Source organism: Streptomyces fagopyri (assembly GCF_009498275.1).
GTDB lineage: Bacteria > Actinomycetota > Actinomycetes > Streptomycetales > Streptomycetaceae > Streptomyces > Streptomyces fagopyri.
The window spans coordinates 1,430,514-1,445,162 of record NZ_CP045643.1 but is presented as its reverse complement, the minus strand read 5'-3'; the positions used below and the strand labels follow the sequence as shown (position 1 = coordinate 1,445,162).

Genomic DNA, 14,649 nt, shown 5'->3' with positions numbered 1-14,649 from the left:
CCTGGAGGCGTTGGTCCGGCATCTCGTGGCCACGGTCGTGGCCGACGGGGCCGCATGTCAGCCTCCATCTCGCCGAACAGAACGACCAGGTGCTCCTGCTGGCCTTCAGCCACCACGCCCGTCCGGCACAACCGCGGGACGATGACGTCCTAGACGCCTGCGGGAACTCGGGGCAGCGATTCGCGGGACGGAGATGACCGTCGACGGCCGCCAGGTGTGGACTGTCGTCGACCTGGAGGCGTAGGCATCCCAGGGTTACAGACAGCGCCGGGCGGGCGTCCAAGTCGCGTCAGGCGTCGTACAGCTCGGGTTTCGGGCTCCGGGACATTAGGGCTGCGGCCGCGTCCTTCACGGTTGCCGTGCCGCCGATGACCGCGGTGACGACCTCGGTGATCGGCATCTCGACACCGTGTTTCCGAGCCAGGTGCACGATGGCCCGGCAAGACTTCACGCCCTCCGCGGTCTGGTTCGTCGCCCGGGCCGATTGTCGACGGTCATCTGTCCCTTCAGCTCTGCAAACACCGTCAGAGCCATCCTTGCGAAAACCGTTGGTGCCCGGCTTGCTCCGCTGATGGACTGACGTCCTACCGTGAGTCTGCCGTGCTCTGACCGGAGTTTCGTGATGCCACCCGTCTCCGACGAGAACGGCACCGTCATAGAAGAGCGATGCCGCATGCGTCTGGTGGCAGTGCTCAGTTGGCGAGAAGGGGCGCGCCGGTGCCGGTAGTCGATCAGTGGTGAGGAGGCGAGTTCTGCGCCGATCGCGTCCGCGGCTCGTTCGTATGCCTCCGCGGTGCCCTGCCGGCGGGCCCATTTGGTGATGGGGGTGCCCAGGCCCTTTCCGTCGATGCCGAGGCCGAGGAATTCGGCGGCGTCGACGATGGTCTTTCCGAGGGCTCGTCGGACGAGGAAGGCTGAGGTTGTGCGCTGCAGGACCGGCATGCTGAAGGCGCCGGTGAAGTCGCCGAGGTGGCGTTCGGCCCACTCCAGGGGGAGGAACGGCCTCGCCCGCCCAGGGAGCCACCACCCTCACGCGACCTGTCCGACGCACCGCGTCCGACGCCGCGCGCCGATCCACCGGGGGTCACGGACAGCCCTCGGGGCCGAAACGGTGCCGGGCCCGCCACCGGCACGGAGCCTCGCGCGCCACCGCGGCGGAACCCGCCGGGACAGCCGGGACAGCCGGTGCGGGCGGCCGGGGGTACTCGATCGGACGGGGCCGGGTTGCCGTTCGGCCCTGCTTCACTAGCGTCGGCTCCATGGACTCACCGACGACGTTCGCCCTCACGGAGCACTCGCCCGCCTTGTGGCGGGTGACCTTCGACAATCCTCCGGTCAATCTCGTCGACGCGGCCATGACCAGGGAACTGGGCGCGCTGCTCACGCGTGCCGAGGAGAGCGACACGCTGGCGGTCATCGTCTTCGACAGCGCCGACCCCGACTTCTACCTGGCCCACTTCGACCTGTCCGACGAGAACGAGTCCAAGCGTGCCCTGGCCCACCCGGAGGAGATCCATCCCTGGACGAGGGTGCTCACCCGTCTCATGACCCTGCCCGTGGTCACCATCGCCTCGGTCCGGGGCAGGGCACGCGGTGCGGGCAGCGAGTTCCTCCTCGCCACCGACATCCGGTTCGCGAGCCGCGAGAAGGCGGTCATCGGCCAGTTCGAGATCGGTATGAGCGCCGTTCCGGGGGGTGGGCCCGCCACTCTTCTGCCCGGGTTGGTCGGGCGCGGCCGGACGTTCGAGATCCTCTTCGGCGGCCTCGACTACGACGGGGCGCTCGCCGAACGGTACGGATACATGAACCGGGCCTTCCCCGACGCCGAACTCGACGCCTTCGTCGATGACTTCGCGTCGCGCGTCGCCCAGTTCGACCTGCACACGATCAGGGACATCAAGCACTTCGTCAACCTCGCCACGAAGCGACCGGACAGCGAGTTGAAGGACCAGATGGACGCCTTCTGGGCCGCGACGAACCGCCCCGCCCAGCAGCATGTCGCCAAGCACCTCTTCGAAGCGGGCCTCCAGCAGCGGAGCGACCTCGAACGCGATCTCCCGCAGTGGGTGACGCGGTTCCAGTGCCGCCCCGGCGCCGACGGGGAATAGACGTTTCCTCGGTCCGGCGGATCAGCCGGACCCACCCGGGAACGGTCGGAGGCCAAGGCGCGCCGACATCGGCCACGTGCTCTCCGCGCCCCGTCGCGCGCGACGCCGGGTTCCCGGTCATCGGTGGACATCTCGACGGCGCGAGAAGTCCCCGCCGCCCGGCCCAGGCCCCTAGGGAGCCATGATGACGGTTCACGTTCCACTCCTGGTGCGACCCTCCCGGCTCCGGCGCAGGGGCGGCCTGCTCGGCGAGTGCCTGGCGGAGTTCCTGGGGATGTTCGTCCTCATCTCGTTCGGGTGCGGCGTCGCGGCCATGGCCGTGGCCGCCCTTCCCGGTTCGGGCCGTACTGCGGGAGCGACGACCATGTTCCTCGGCGCCGGCGACTGGGTCATGCCGGTGGCGGGCTGGGGACTGGCCGTCACCTTCGGCGTCTACGTGGCGGGCGGAGTCAGCGGCGCGCACCTCAATCCGGCCGTCACCCTCGCCTTCGCGCTGCGCCGCAAATTCCCCTGGGCCAAGGTCGTGCCGTACGTGGTCGCACAGGTCGTCGGCGCGTTCGCCGGTGCCGCGCTGGTGTACGCGGTCTACCACGACGCCATCAGCGCCTTGGACCAGGCGATGAAGGGGCCGAAGACCAACGGGCACACCCTCGCCACCTTCTCGATCTTCGGCACCTTTCCCGCCCAGTACTTCCACGGCGGCGTCTGGGGCCCGCTCGTCGACCAGATCGTCGGGGCGGCGTTCATGCTCGTCTTCATCATGGCGGTCATCGACATGCGCAACCCGGCCGTACGGATCTTCCTCGGACCGCTGGTGATCGGGCTCGCGGTCGCCGCCATCGGACTTTCGTACGGTGCGAACGCCGGCTACGCGATCAACCCGGCCAGGGACCTCGGCCCGCGCCTGTTCGCCTGGCTCGCGGGCTGGCGCGAGCTGGCCCTGCCGGGCACCTCGCCGGGTGCCTTCAGCGACTACTTCTGGATTCCCCTCGTCGGCCCCCTGATCGGCGGCGTGATCGGAGTCCTGGTCTACGACCTCTTCATCGGCGACGCCCTGCACCTGCGCGCACAGATGTCCAAGCCGCCGGAGGTCGGTTGCACACGTCCGGTGACGGCGACGAACGAGGAGTGACCGGCGGCGCGGACAGCCGCGGAAGCGGACCCGTGCGCGCCATCGGCGGTACGGACCGTACGGGCCGTGGCGGCTCGGTCCACGGGGGACCGTGCCCGCCCGGCCGTCAGGCGTCGGGCGCAGCGGTCTTCTCGGCCGCCTCCGCCAGACGCCGGGTGTCGAGCCGCAGGTGCCACAGGTTGCGCCGGTGCGCGGTGGTCAGTTCGGCCTCCAGCGGGGACGGCGGCACCGCGAGGACCGGGCAGACGGCATGGGTGAGGCAGTAACGGCTCACCGAGCACGAACAGAGCCGGTGCCAGCCGCTTCGCCGCCCGGCGCCGACGACCAGCAGATCGCTCTCGCGGTCGGCGCTCTCCACCAGCGCCCGGCCCGCGGTGCCACGCGCGACGAGGGCGCGCATCGGCACCCCGGGACCGGTGTCCCCGAAAGCGTCGTCGAGCGCGGTGAGCAGATTCCCCCGCGCCAGCCGTTGCCACTCGTCGAGCAGCACGTACGAGGCCGGCGTACGGCGGGCGGCGAGTTCACCGCCGGGCGGCTCCCAGGCCAGCACGGGCCACAGCTCGGCGCCCCGCCGCCGGGCCTCGTCGGCGGCCCGGCACAGAGCGGTGAGGCTGCCGAGGGAGCCGCTGACTCCCACCAGGACACGGGCGGCCGCGGGGGCGCCGGAATCAGACATGAGTCGACCGTTCTTCGCACACGTCCACGGGTCCCTCCCGCGGGCGGTCCACGAGGGACCGCGTCCCATTGCACTCCTGGGCAGGGGCGCTTCGGCACCCCACAGGCCCCTTTTTGGCGCGCTCCTGACGCCGTCCCGCCAGCCGGTCGTGGCCCGCGTCAGCATCCCGTCAGCGTCGGCACGATCACCGTCAGCGTCGCGTCATGAGGTGTCGGAGAACCGGTGGGCACGGGAATAGCTTCTGCTGTGAGCGCCGGCCTCCTCGCGTCGGAGGCGTCGAGTCGCTCACCGAACCGTCCCGGATCCTCCAGGAGGCATCCCATGCAACAACTCTCGTGCGGTGAAGACCCGGAACCCTCCGAACGATTCCCGGCCGGAGCGCTGTTCGTTCCGGTCCGGCCGGGGTCGGCAGGGTGTGCCGTCCGGCTCTTCCGTACGCCGCTCGGCGAGCGTACGGCCGTCGGCTTCACCTCGGAGCGCGGACTGACCACGACACTCGGCCCCGAGCAGGCGTGGATCAGGCTCGCCGAGCCCGCTCTGCGCACGATGGCGGAGCCGCTGGGAGTCACCACGGTCACGGTGGACCCCTCCTTCTCCGCACCGGCTCCGACCCGGACCACGCCGGTCGCCACGGAGCCCGTCCGGGCCGCCGCCCCCGCCCCGCGGGAGCGGCCCGCACCCCGTACCCGCACGAGCACATGGGATCCGCAGGCCGTCGGGGTGCTGCGGGTGACCGGCGCCGCCGCACTCGTCTCGGCTCTGGCACTGTGGATCGGTTGAGAGGGAACGCACGATGACCACTGTTCACGAATCCGCTGTCAGCACCACCGGCGGCGACCTGTCGGTGTGGCCCGCCTCGGCCACCGAGCCCCGTCAGGGAGACCTGGCCGTGGGCGGCGTCCCGCTCGCCGAGATCGCCGACCGCTTCGGCACCCCCGCCTACGTACTCGACGAGGGCGAGGTGCGGGAGCGCTGCCGTACCTACCGGCACGCCTTCCCCGACGCCGACGTCCTCTACGCGGCCAAGGCGTTCCTGTGCAGGGGCATGGCCCACTGGGTGGACGAGGAGGGCCTCGGCCTCGACGTCTGCTCCGCCGGTGAACTGGAACTCGCGGTCACCACCGGGTTCCCGCCCGAGCGGATCGTGCTGCACGGCAACGCCAAGTCCCCGCAGGACCTGGAATCCGCGCTGCGTCTGGGGGTCGGGCGCATCGTGATCGACAGTTCCTCCGAGATCGCCCGGCTGGCCGCCGCCGTCGGGCCCGGCGGACACCAGAAGGTCATGGTGCGGGTGGTGCCGGCCATCAGCGCGGGCGGCCACGAGAAGATCCGCACCGGCACCGACGACCAGAAGTTCGGCCTGTCCATGGCCGACGGGTACGCCCAGCACGCCATCAGCCGGATCCTCGACCAACCGCAGCTCGAACTCACGGGCCTGCACTGCCACTTGGGCTCTCAGATCACCAGCGTCGAGCCGTATCTGACGGCCGTGCGGCGCATGGTGGGGCTGATGGCGCGGCTGCGTGAGGAGCACGGCCTCGTCCTGCCCGAGCTCGACCTCGGCGGCGGCCACGGCATCGCCTACCGGCCGGGTGAACAGGCCCTGGACCTCACGGCCTTGGCACGCCGGGTCCGGAGCGAACTCGTCGAGGCGTGTGCGGCCGCCGGGCTGACCGTACCCCGTCTGATGATCGAGCCCGGCCGCGCCGTCGTGGGGCCGGCGGGGGTCGCCCTCTACCACGTCCTGGCCGTCAAGCGGACCGGCGACCACGTCTTCGTCGCCGTCGACGGCGGGATGAGCGACAACCCGCGGCCCGCGCTGTACGGCGTGCGGTACGCGCCTCGTCTGATCGGCCGTCACGGTGCGGCGGAGCGGGCCGCGGTGACCGTCGTGGGCCGCCACTGCGAGGCCGGTGACGTGCTCGCCACCGACGTCGAACTCCCCGCCGACGTACACCCGGGCGACCTGCTGGCCGTCCCCGTCGCGGGTGCCTACCACCTCTCCATGGCGTCCGGGTACAACATGGTCGGCCGCCCGCCGGTGGTCGCCGTGCACGGTGGCCACGCCCGCCTTCTCGTCCGCCGCGAGTCACTGGACGACATCCGCAGCCGCGACGTGGGGCTGTAGAGGCGGCGTCCTCCCCTACGGCCTCCGGGCGGGTGACGGCCCGGCCCCGCCCGGAGGCACCCCTGGCCTCGACCCCGTCGTCCACCACCGGCACACACCCGGGGAGCGGTGCGGCGGGCGACGCCGTGACGGCTGCCCGCCCTCACCCGCTCGCGCACGGGCACGGGCACCGCTCAGTCGGAGCGGTCGCGTGTGGTGGCGCGCCACTCCTGGTACACGCGCCACAGCCGCTCGGCGCGCGGGCAGCGGCCCGACTCCCGTTTGCAGACTCGGCAGTTGCCGACATGACTGACGTACACGGCCTCGGGACTGTGATGCCCCGGTTGCGGATTCGGCATGGCCCCCGGCACCCTTCGGCGTGATCTCCACGCGCGCGTTGTCGCTTCTGGTGCCGTACTTCCGGGGCGGGGACGGTTTCGGATGCGGCGGACAGGAACCAATTCCCTTGCCCCGTGGGCCGGTACGGCCAGGGAGCGTGCGGCACGGTCACGGGCACGCCCGGCGCCCGGCCGGGGGACGGCGGGTCGGATGCCCATGAAGGCACGCCCGATCGCGGAGCGGTGGTACGCCGCCGCGGACACCGGGCAGGCAAGGTAGGACCGGTCGTCCCTCACGACGGAGCGGTCCGGCGAGGGTCCGCCAGGCGCGGCCGGCGACCGGTCCTTGACGGCGCCGGCGGCGGACCGTGCCGGTGGTGGTGCGTCGCAGGCGAGTTGACCCTTCACCTGGTCAACTCGCCTGCGCTGGAACGGACATGACCGGAGCGGTGGCGGGTCGGCACGGTCACGCGCCGACACCGTTCCCCGGCGCGGCGCGTGGCGGACCCGCCACGGGCCGCGCCGGCAGGCGGCCGGTGGTTTCGCGACGGCTGGGGCCGTGGTGCGTGGTGCGGGAGGGCGTGAGTCGCCGTGCCGCCGCCCGACGGCGGGGACGGCGTGCCCGGATCCCCGGCCCGTGGTGCGTGTCAGGCGGCGATGACGGCGGCGGTGGTGCGGCCGCCGTCGACGTCGAGCACGATGCCGTGCACGAACGAGGACTCGTCGCCCGCCAGGTACACGGCGGCGTGCGCGATGGCGTCGGGAGTGCCCATCCGGCCCGCCGGGGTGCCCTTCATCATGATCGCGGAGGGGCGCTCCTCGCCTTGCGTGGGCGGCAGCACCACGCCGGGGGAGATCGCGTTCACGCGCACGCCCTGCGGTCCGAACTCCGCCGCCCAGGCCCGGGTCAGCGTCTCCACGGCTCCCTTGGTGGAGCTGTAGAGGGCGCCGACCGGAATGCCCAGACGGGCGATCCAGGAGCCCAGGTTGATGATCGCCCCGCCGCCGGCCTCCACCATCGCGGGGGCGACGGCCGCGGTCAGGAAGAACGGGGCCTTCACGTTCACGGCGTAGACCAGGTCGAAGGTCTTCTCGTCGGTGGCCGTCGTGGTGTCGCCGGGGTAGATGCCGGCGTTGTTGACGAGGACGTCGATCCGGCCGCCGAGGACCCGTGTCGCCTCCTGGGCCAGTGCCCGCGAGGCGGCGGCGCTGCCGTCCAGGTCGGCCCGTACGAAGTCGGCACGACCGCCGCGTACGCGGATTCCGTCGACGACCTCCCGGCCCCGTTCGGCGCTGCGGCCGGAGACGACGACGTGCGCGCCCTCGGCGGCGAAGGCCTCCGCGATCGCCCGCCCGATGTTGCTCGTCGCACCGGTCACCAGGGCGGTCCTACCCTCAAGACGCATCGACATGATCTACTCCGCTGCTCGGTCCTGCATCGTGAATCCGCCCGGCCGAACCGCACACGGCCGCCGGCTGGACGGGGCCCTGGACGGCCAGGGCGCGAGGTCCACTGTGCGAGGTAAAAAATGGACCCGCAAGTCCAAAATCCGGGGTCCCGATCAGGTCCCGATCAGGACCCGACGGGGTCCCCACAGGCAGGGACGGTCCCGCAGGCGCGGGGGCCCACAGACGAAGGCACGGGTCCCGTGGGCATGGGCCCCGCAGCTACGGGCCCCGCTCGCACGGAGCCCGCGCCCGCGCGAAGCCCTTCACCGAGTCACCGAGTCACCGAGTCATCGGGGCAGGGCCGGTGAACGACGAAGGACGGACCCGGGACGGGGTCACCCCCGGCCGCCGCTGCCGCAGACGGGCCGTGATCGCCTCGCCGGCCCGCTGGGCGATGTCCGCGAGCGGTTCCAGACGCTCGGAGACCGTGGTCAGGACGCACAGCGCCCCGACGGCGGCACCGCCCGCACCCAGCAGCGGCACCGCCGCGCAGCAGACCCCCTCCACGACCTCTCCGCGGTCGAAGGCCACGCCGCGTTCCCGGATGGCCGCCGCCTCGCGCGGCCAGGAGGCGGGGGCGTCCGGGCCCGGGTCCGGACGCCCGGCGGCCTGGACCTTGCCCGCCGCCGTGAACCACGGCCAGGAGGCCACGTCCAGCAGCGGCGTGAGCGCGGTGTCCTGGCCGGCCGCCCAGTCCAGCACGAGCGTCCGGCCCTCCCTCAACACGCTGACTCCCACGGTCGCCCCGGTGGCCGCGACCAGCCGCCGCACCGGTTCCCGGGCCGCCGTGCGCAGCCCCGGATACGGCTGCCACCCCTGCCCGAGGCGGAACATCCGCGGCCCCAACCGGTAGACGTCCGCCTGCCGTTCCACCGCGCCCAGTTCGGCCAGCTGCCCCAGGAGCCGGTACACCGTCGACTTCGGCAGTCCGCTCCGCGCCGCGAGACTGGTCAACCCGGCCTGGCCCGCCTGGTCCAGCACCGCCATCACCTGGAACGCGCCCTCCAGCACTCCCCGTCCGCCCTGCCACGGGGCCGGTACGCGCGACTCCGCCCGAAGCGTCTCGTACGGCCCGGGTAACTGCCCGAACCCCTGCCCGAATCCCTGTCCCATGAGCCATCCCCCCGTTGTCGCCACACGAGCACTGTGGCCAAGTACGGCGGGCTGCGGATCAGTAGCCATTACTCAACCGGCCCGCGACCCTCCCCGCGCACCGCACGCACGGCACGCGGGGCACGCCGGGCCGCCCAACCGGTCAGCGGCCGAGCACGGGGTTACTGTCGGCGGCATGGACGGTGTTCGCCGAGGGTGGCGCCAGTGTTTGCTCGGCGGGGCCGTGTTCGCGGTGTGCATGGCCGGCACCACACTGCCGACCCCTCTCTACAACCTCTACCAGCAGAAGTTCGGGTTCTCCGAGCTGATGGTCACGGTCGTGTACGCCGTGTACGCCTTCGGGGTCATCGGCGTGCTGCTGCTGGCGGGCAACGCCTCCGACGCCGTGGGCAGGCGACCGGTGCTGTTGTGGGGCCTGGGGTTCGCGGCGGCCAGTGCCGTCTGCTTCCTGTGTTCCACCGGACTGGGCTGGCTCTACGCGGGACGTCTGCTGTCCGGGCTGTCCGCCGGTCTGTTCACCGGCGCCGCCACGGCCTACGTGATCGATCTGGCACCCCGCGGCAGCGGTTCGCGGGCCACGCTCGTGGCGACGGCCGCCAACATGGGCGGGCTGGGCTGCGGTCCGCTGCTCGCCGGGCTGCTGGCGCAGTACGCCCCCTGGCCGCTGTACCTGCCCTTCGCCGTACATCTCGGTCTGGTGGCCTGCTCGGCCGCCGTCCTGCTCCGGCTGCCGGAGACCGTGGGGGAGCGGCGGCCGCCGCGCACGGTACGGCCGCAACGGCCCCGTCTGCCCGCACAGGTGCGGGCGGTCTTCGGACCGGCGGCGATCGCCGCGTTCGTGGGGTTCGCGCTGTTCGGTGTGTTCACGGCGGTCAGTCCGGCGTTCCTCGAACACTCCCTGGGTGTGCACAGCCGCGCCGTGAGCGGGCTGGTCGTCGCGCTGGCCTTCTTCGCCTCGACCGCCGGACAACTGGCCGTCGGCGTCATCGGGCCGGGGCGTTCGCTGCCGGTGGGCTGCGCCGCACTCCTCGCGGGGCTGGCACTCCTCGCGGGCGCGCTGCGGTGGGACCTGCTGGCGCTGGTGGTGCTGAGCGCGCTCGTCGGCGGTGCCGGGCAGGGGATCGCGTTCCGCGGTGCGCTGTCCGAGGTGGCCCAGGCGTCCCCCGACGACCAGCGTGCGGCGGTCATCTCCCTGCTGTTCGTGGTCGCGTACGTGGGCATCTCGCTGCCGGTGATCGGCGCGGGGGTGCTGGCGGACCGGATCGGTCTGGAGGGCGCCGGGCTGGTGTTCATCGCGTGCATGGCCGTCCTGGTCTCCGTCGCGGTCCTCTACCTGCTCCGGCGGCCGGCACCGGCCAGGACGTAGGCGCCCGGGGCCGTGGTGACGTACGACGTCAAGAAGCCTGTCGCGCACCGCAGTTGGGACGTGTCCGTGCGGACCGTGCCCGATCACCCCGTCGTGGGCGCCCGTTTTCCCGGGGTGCGCGTCCGCCAGGACCCGTCGCGGCGCCACGCGGGTGCCCCGGAAGCCGGCCCGTTCCGGCGGGGGCGGGCCCACCGGGTGGCCCGGTACGGTGACGAACCGGCGGACGCACGGCCCTGGAGCGGGCCGTCGGCCGGGCCGGTCACGTGGTGCTGTTGGGGCGGGCGAGGCCCAGGTCGTAGGCGAAGATGACCGCTTGGACCCGGTCGCGCGCGCCGATCTTCGCGAGGACCCGGCCGACGTGCGTCTTGACGGTGGACTCCGACAGGACGAGACGCGCGGCGATCTCCCCGTTGCTCCAGCCCCTGCCGATGGCCACCAGGATCTCGCGTTCACGGTCGGTGAGTGAGCGCAGCCTCGGGTCGGCGTCCGCGTCCGGTACGCCCTGACGCGGCAGGTGCTGGGCGTACGCGTCGAGCAGACGCCGGGTCAGGGCGGGGGCGATGACGGCGTCCCCCGCGGCGACGGCGCGGATGCCCGCCAGGAGCTCCTCCGGACGGGCGTCCTTGAGGAGGAAACCGCTCGCCCCGGCGCGCAGGGCCGCGTGGGCGTACTCGTCCAGGTCGAAGGTCGTCAGGACGAGAATCCGGGAGCGACCGCCCGTGGCGATGATCCGGCGGGTGGCCTCGATGCCGTCCATGCCGGGCATCCGGACGTCCATGAGGACCACGTCGGGGCGCAGTTCCGCCGCCCCGCGCACGGCCTCGGCACCGTGCGCGGCCTCTCCCACGACCTCGGTGTCGGGGACGGACTCCAGCAGCATGCGGAACCCGAAGCGCTGCAGCGGCTGGTCGTCCACGATGAGCACGGTGGTCAAGGGGTACCGCCTTCGGAGCCGGGGAGCGGGGTCAGGTCGAGGGTCGCCCGTACGGTCCATCCGGCGCCGGGCGGAGGCACCGGCCCCGCGTCCACCGTGCCGCCGTACAGCGCCGCCCGTTCGCGCATGCCGGCGAGCCCGTGCCCCTCCTCGTTCGGGGGACCGGCGGACCGCGAGCCGCCATGCGGCCCGGTGTCCTGGACCCGGATGCGCAATCGTGTGCCCTCCACACCGATCGTGAGGTGGACCCGCGTGCCGGCTCCGGCGTGCTTGAGGCTGTTGGTCAGCGCTTCCTGCACTATCCGGTAGACCGTCACCTGCACCCCGCCGTCCAGCGCGTCCGTGTCACCGGCCGTCCGGTAGGTGATCAGAGGGCCGGCGGAGCGGATACGCGCGCAGAGCGCGTCGATGTCGGCGATGCCCGGCTGCGGACTGAGCGCGGGAGCCTCGGCCTCCTCGCGCAGCACGCCGAGCATACGGCGCAGCTCACCCAGGGCCTGGCGGCCGGTGTCGCCGATGAGGAGCAGGGCCTGCTTGCCCCGTTCGGGGGTGACGTCGGAGGCGTAGACACCGGCGTCGGCGAGAGTGATCATGACGGCGAGGTTGTGGCCGACGATGTCGTGCATCTCGCGGGCCACCCGGGTGCGTTCGGTGGCCGCCGCCAGCCTGCTGCGCTGGTCCCGTTCGATCTCCAGCCGGGCCGCGCGCTCCCGCAGCCCGGCGAGCTGGGCCCGTCGGATGCGCACCGCCATCCCCACGGCGACGGCCGCGATCGCGGTGCTGAACAGGAAGAACAGCGCGTCCCAGACGGACACCACGGCGGAGACCCGCACGGCGACCAGGACCAGGCCGAGGGCCGTGACGGCACAGGCCCACGCCAGATGCCGCAGCGGTCCGTGCAACGTCAGGCTGTACAGGGCGATCAGCAGGGCCACGTCGGCGCGCAGCAGCACACCGAGCGACCACTGCAGGAGGAAGACCGCCGTGATCACCGCGAAGGCCGCGGACGGATTCCTGCGCCGCCACAGCAGCGGCAGCACCAGTCCGGCCTGCAGCGCCAGCATCCCGGCGAGGGGCGGGCGGGTGAACCTCGCGGCCAGTTCGCGGCGGCCGTCGTGCGCGTGCACCAGGTCGGCCAGACAGAACATCACGAAGACCAGGACGACCACGGACGTGTCCAGCATCCACGGACGCGCCCGGTCCGCCTGCCGCAGCCACTGTCCGGCGCGGGTCAGCCGGGCGAACAGGGGGCTCATACCGGCGGTGTCGTCGGCGGTCACGGGTGTCACCTGTCCATCGTGGGCGAGGCACGGCGGCGCGGCACCCGGATGGACCGGGCACCGCACCGACAGCGGACGATACGCGTGGAGCGCGGGCCGTCAGGCGTCGCTGCGCACCAGCCGGTAGGCGGCTCCCGCCAGCGCGAGCACGGTCCAGCCGAGGAAGACGACGAGCCCGGCGGCGGGCGCGAGGGTGGTGCTGTCGTGGGTGAGGGCGAACATCGACTCGCCCGCGTTGCTGGGCAGGTACGGGCTGATGTCGTCCTGCCAGGAACTCGGCAGCAGCGAGATCAGGCCGGGCACCAGCATCAGGGCGCCGACCAGCACCGAGATGCCGCCCGCCACCGAACGCAGCAGCGCGCCCAGAGCGGCGCCGATGACACCGACCAGGCCGAGGTAGAGGCCGGCGCCCAGCAGACTGCGCACCACACCCGGGTGCGAGAGAGTCATGGCCGCGCCCGTACCGGACACGATGCCGCTCGCGAACACGAAGGCGACGAACACGCCGACCGTGCTCACGGCGAGTGAGACCAGGCCGAAGACGGCCGACTTGGACCAGAGCACCGGCAGCCGGCGCGGGACCGCGGCCAGCGTGGAACGGATCATGCCTGTGGAGTACTCGCCCGCCGTGACGAGCACGCCCAGCACACCCAGCGCCAGCTGCGCGAAGTTCGTACCGAACAGCGACAGGCTGACGGCGGTGGAACGGGCGAAGTCCGGGTCCATGTGGTGGCCGGAATCGATTCTCGACTTGTACTGGGCCGCGGCGATGAGACCGAAGGCCACCAGGAAGACCAGCCCCAGGCCGAGCGTGATCCAGGTCGAGCGCAGGGACCACAGTTTGGCCCACTCCGAGCGCAGCACCCGGCGTCCGGTCACCCGGTAGTCGGGGCGCGTGGCGGGCGCGGGCAGGGGAGCGGAGGTCTCGGTCGCGGTGATGGTGCTCATGCGGCCCTCCCGGGGGTCTCGGCGCCGGTCGCGGTGGTGGAGCCGTGGTATTCGACGGCATCCCTGGTCAGGTCCATGAACGCCTCCTCCAGTGACACGGACTTCGCACTGAGTTCGAACAGCGCGATGCCGTGCTCGGCCGCCGTCAGTCCGATCTGGCGTGCCGTCACACCTGTCACGTGCAGTTCCTCCGAGCCCGCGTGGCCGGTGATGTCGACGCCGGGACCGGCCAGCACCTCCCGCAGCCGGGCCGGGTCGGCGGTGGCCACCTTCACGGTGTCGCCGCCCACCTCACGGATCAGGTCGTGCACGGTGGTGTCGGCCAGCAGCCGGCCCCGTCCCACGATGATCAGGTGGTCCGCCACCAGCGCGACCTCGGTCATGAGGTGCGAGGAGACGAAGACGGTGCGGCCCTCGGCGGCGAGCTCGGTGAGGAGGTTGCGGATCCAGAGCACGCCCTCGGGGTCGAGCCCGTTGACCGGCTCGTCCAGCATGACCGTCTGCGGATCACCCAGCAGCGCCGCCGCGATCCCGAGGCGCTGGCCCATGCCGAGCGAGAACGCGCCGGCCCGCTTCCTGGCCACGCTGCCGAGCCCGGCCAGCTCGATGACCTCGTCGACCCGGCGGCGCGGGATGCCGTGAGTGAGCGCGAGCGCGTGGAGGTGGTTGTACGCCGAACGGCCGGGGTGGATCGACCTGGCCTCCAGGAGCGCGCCGACCTCCTGCAAGGGGGCGGCGTGCTGGGCGTAGCGGCGGCCGCCGACCCGAACGGAGCCACCGCTCGGGGCGTCCAGTCCGACGATCAGGCGCATCGTGGTCGACTTCCCCGCGCCGTTGGGTCCCAGGAAGCCGGTGACGGTACCGGGCCGGACGACGAAGTCGAGATGGTCGACCGCCGTCTTCTCCCCGTACCGCTTGGTCAGCTGCTGCGCCTCGATCATCGCTCATCCCTCGCGTCCGGGCGCCACACCGGTTCTGGAGCGCCTCACCTGCGACGTTAGACTCCACAGCCCCCGCGAGCCGTGGTACCGGGGGGTGAACTACGGCCATCGGGTGGTACCGCGGTACCACCCGGCACGCTCCGAACGTGATCGAGGGCGGTGAGCCGGCGCCGGCCGTGGCCGGCCGGCGCCGGTGGATCGGGGCGGTGGATCGGGCCGGTGAATGAGGCCGGTGGCGCCGGCCCCGGCGCCACCGG

General features: G+C 72.5%; 14 protein-coding genes. 5 read left to right on the top strand and 9 right to left on the bottom strand.

Features of this window, described 5'->3' with window-relative positions:
• Positions 1–289 precede the first annotated feature (289 nt).
• Positions 290–814, bottom strand: a complete 525-nt coding sequence (locus tag GFH48_RS06130; protein ID WP_153287280.1) for a hypothetical protein — start codon at positions 812–814, stop codon at positions 290–292.
• A gap of 445 nt (positions 815–1,259) precedes the next feature.
• Here GFH48_RS06130 and GFH48_RS06125 point away from each other — a divergent pair, with 445 nt between their 5' ends.
• Entirely contained in the window at positions 1,260–2,108 is an 849-nt protein-coding gene (locus GFH48_RS06125; RefSeq protein WP_153287279.1) for an enoyl-CoA hydratase/isomerase family protein, read from the top strand.
• Positions 2,109–2,292: 184 nt separating this feature from the next.
• Positions 2,293–3,240, top strand: a complete 948-nt coding sequence (locus tag GFH48_RS06120; protein ID WP_153287278.1) for an MIP/aquaporin family protein — start codon at positions 2,293–2,295, stop codon at positions 3,238–3,240.
• A 106-nt stretch (positions 3,241–3,346) separates the two neighbouring features.
• Here the strand turns inward: GFH48_RS06120 and GFH48_RS06115 are convergent, their stop codons facing one another.
• Positions 3,347–3,916: a universal stress protein gene (locus GFH48_RS06115; protein WP_153287277.1), complete on the bottom strand. Its 570-nt coding sequence runs from the start codon at positions 3,914–3,916 to the stop codon at positions 3,347–3,349.
• A 321-nt stretch (positions 3,917–4,237) separates the two neighbouring features.
• On the opposite strand from GFH48_RS06115, the gene GFH48_RS06110 reads away from it, so the two are divergent.
• Entirely contained in the window at positions 4,238–4,696 is a 459-nt protein-coding gene (locus GFH48_RS06110; RefSeq protein WP_153287276.1) for an SAV_915 family protein, read from the top strand.
• A gap of 13 nt (positions 4,697–4,709) precedes the next feature.
• Positions 4,710–6,044, top strand: a complete 1,335-nt coding sequence (gene lysA / locus GFH48_RS06105) for a diaminopimelate decarboxylase (RefSeq protein WP_153287275.1) — start codon at positions 4,710–4,712, stop codon at positions 6,042–6,044.
• A 173-nt stretch (positions 6,045–6,217) separates the two neighbouring features.
• On the opposite strand, the gene GFH48_RS06100 is transcribed toward lysA, so the two are convergent.
• The 3 genes from GFH48_RS06100 to GFH48_RS06090 all read right to left on the bottom strand — a co-directional run bounded on the left by GFH48_RS06100 (position 6,218) and on the right by GFH48_RS06090 (position 8,923).
• Positions 6,218–6,382 carry a hypothetical protein gene (locus tag GFH48_RS06100; protein ID WP_153287274.1) on the bottom strand — a complete coding sequence of 55 codons (165 nt, stop codon included), beginning with the start codon at positions 6,380–6,382 and terminating at the stop codon, positions 6,218–6,220.
• A gap of 626 nt (positions 6,383–7,008) precedes the next feature.
• Positions 7,009–7,773 carry an SDR family NAD(P)-dependent oxidoreductase gene (locus GFH48_RS06095; protein ID WP_194280509.1) on the bottom strand — a complete coding sequence of 255 codons (765 nt, stop codon included), beginning with the start codon at positions 7,771–7,773 and terminating at the stop codon, positions 7,009–7,011.
• 316 nt (positions 7,774–8,089) lie between these two features.
• Positions 8,090–8,923 (bottom strand): IclR family transcriptional regulator, encoded by an 834-nt coding sequence (locus GFH48_RS06090; protein ID WP_153287273.1) that lies wholly within the window; start codon positions 8,921–8,923, stop codon positions 8,090–8,092.
• Positions 8,924–9,098: 175 nt separating this feature from the next.
• On the opposite strand from GFH48_RS06090, the gene GFH48_RS06085 reads away from it, so the two are divergent.
• The gene (locus GFH48_RS06085) at positions 9,099–10,289 is read left to right on the top strand and encodes an MFS transporter (RefSeq protein ID WP_153287272.1); all 1,191 of its coding nucleotides are present in this window, start codon (positions 9,099–9,101) and stop codon (positions 10,287–10,289) included.
• 259 nt (positions 10,290–10,548) lie between these two features.
• On the opposite strand, the gene GFH48_RS06080 is transcribed toward GFH48_RS06085, so the two are convergent.
• The 4 genes from GFH48_RS06080 to GFH48_RS06065 form a co-directional block, all read right to left on the bottom strand.
• The gene (locus GFH48_RS06080; protein WP_153287271.1) at positions 10,549–11,223 is read right to left on the bottom strand and encodes a response regulator; all 675 of its coding nucleotides are present in this window, start codon (positions 11,221–11,223) and stop codon (positions 10,549–10,551) included.
• Positions 11,220–12,512, bottom strand: coding sequence for a sensor histidine kinase (locus GFH48_RS06075; RefSeq protein ID WP_228120396.1), 1,293 nt, complete (start codon positions 12,510–12,512; stop codon positions 11,220–11,222). Before GFH48_RS06075 ends, GFH48_RS06080 begins: the two co-directional genes overlap by 4 nt.
• Before the next feature lie 90 nt (positions 12,513–12,602).
• Positions 12,603–13,451, bottom strand: a complete 849-nt coding sequence (locus GFH48_RS06070) for an ABC transporter permease (RefSeq protein ID WP_153287270.1) — start codon at positions 13,449–13,451, stop codon at positions 12,603–12,605.
• A complete protein-coding gene (locus GFH48_RS06065) occupies positions 13,448–14,392 on the bottom strand; it encodes an ABC transporter ATP-binding protein (protein WP_153287269.1) in 945 nt (314 codons plus the stop codon). Before GFH48_RS06065 ends, GFH48_RS06070 begins: the two co-directional genes overlap by 4 nt.
• Positions 14,393–14,649 lie beyond the last annotated feature (257 nt).

What these genes read in the sequence shown, in the direction of transcription:
- GFH48_RS06130 (WP_153287280.1), bottom strand. Translation starts at nt 814, where the DNA reads ATGGGCCCGCCGGCAGGGCACCGCGGAGGCATACGAACGAGCCGCGGA.
- GFH48_RS06125 (WP_153287279.1), top strand. Translation starts at nt 1,260, where the DNA reads ATGGACTCACCGACGACGTTCGCCCTCACGGAGCACTCGCCCGCCTTG.
- GFH48_RS06120 (WP_153287278.1), top strand. Translation starts at nt 2,293, where the DNA reads ATGACGGTTCACGTTCCACTCCTGGTGCGACCCTCCCGGCTCCGGCGC.
- GFH48_RS06115 (WP_153287277.1), bottom strand. Translation starts at nt 3,916, where the DNA reads ATGTCTGATTCCGGCGCCCCCGCGGCCGCCCGTGTCCTGGTGGGAGTC.
- GFH48_RS06110 (WP_153287276.1), top strand. Translation starts at nt 4,238, where the DNA reads ATGCAACAACTCTCGTGCGGTGAAGACCCGGAACCCTCCGAACGATTC.
- lysA (WP_153287275.1), top strand. Translation starts at nt 4,710, where the DNA reads ATGACCACTGTTCACGAATCCGCTGTCAGCACCACCGGCGGCGACCTG.
- GFH48_RS06100 (WP_153287274.1), bottom strand. Translation starts at nt 6,382, where the DNA reads ATGCCGAATCCGCAACCGGGGCATCACAGTCCCGAGGCCGTGTACGTC.
- GFH48_RS06095 (WP_194280509.1), bottom strand. Translation starts at nt 7,773, where the DNA reads ATGTCGATGCGTCTTGAGGGTAGGACCGCCCTGGTGACCGGTGCGACG.
- GFH48_RS06090 (WP_153287273.1), bottom strand. Translation starts at nt 8,923, where the DNA reads ATGGGACAGGGATTCGGGCAGGGGTTCGGGCAGTTACCCGGGCCGTAC.
- GFH48_RS06085 (WP_153287272.1), top strand. Translation starts at nt 9,099, where the DNA reads ATGGACGGTGTTCGCCGAGGGTGGCGCCAGTGTTTGCTCGGCGGGGCC.
- GFH48_RS06070 (WP_153287270.1), bottom strand. Translation starts at nt 13,451, where the DNA reads ATGAGCACCATCACCGCGACCGAGACCTCCGCTCCCCTGCCCGCGCCC.
- GFH48_RS06065 (WP_153287269.1), bottom strand. Translation starts at nt 14,392, where the DNA reads ATGATCGAGGCGCAGCAGCTGACCAAGCGGTACGGGGAGAAGACGGCG.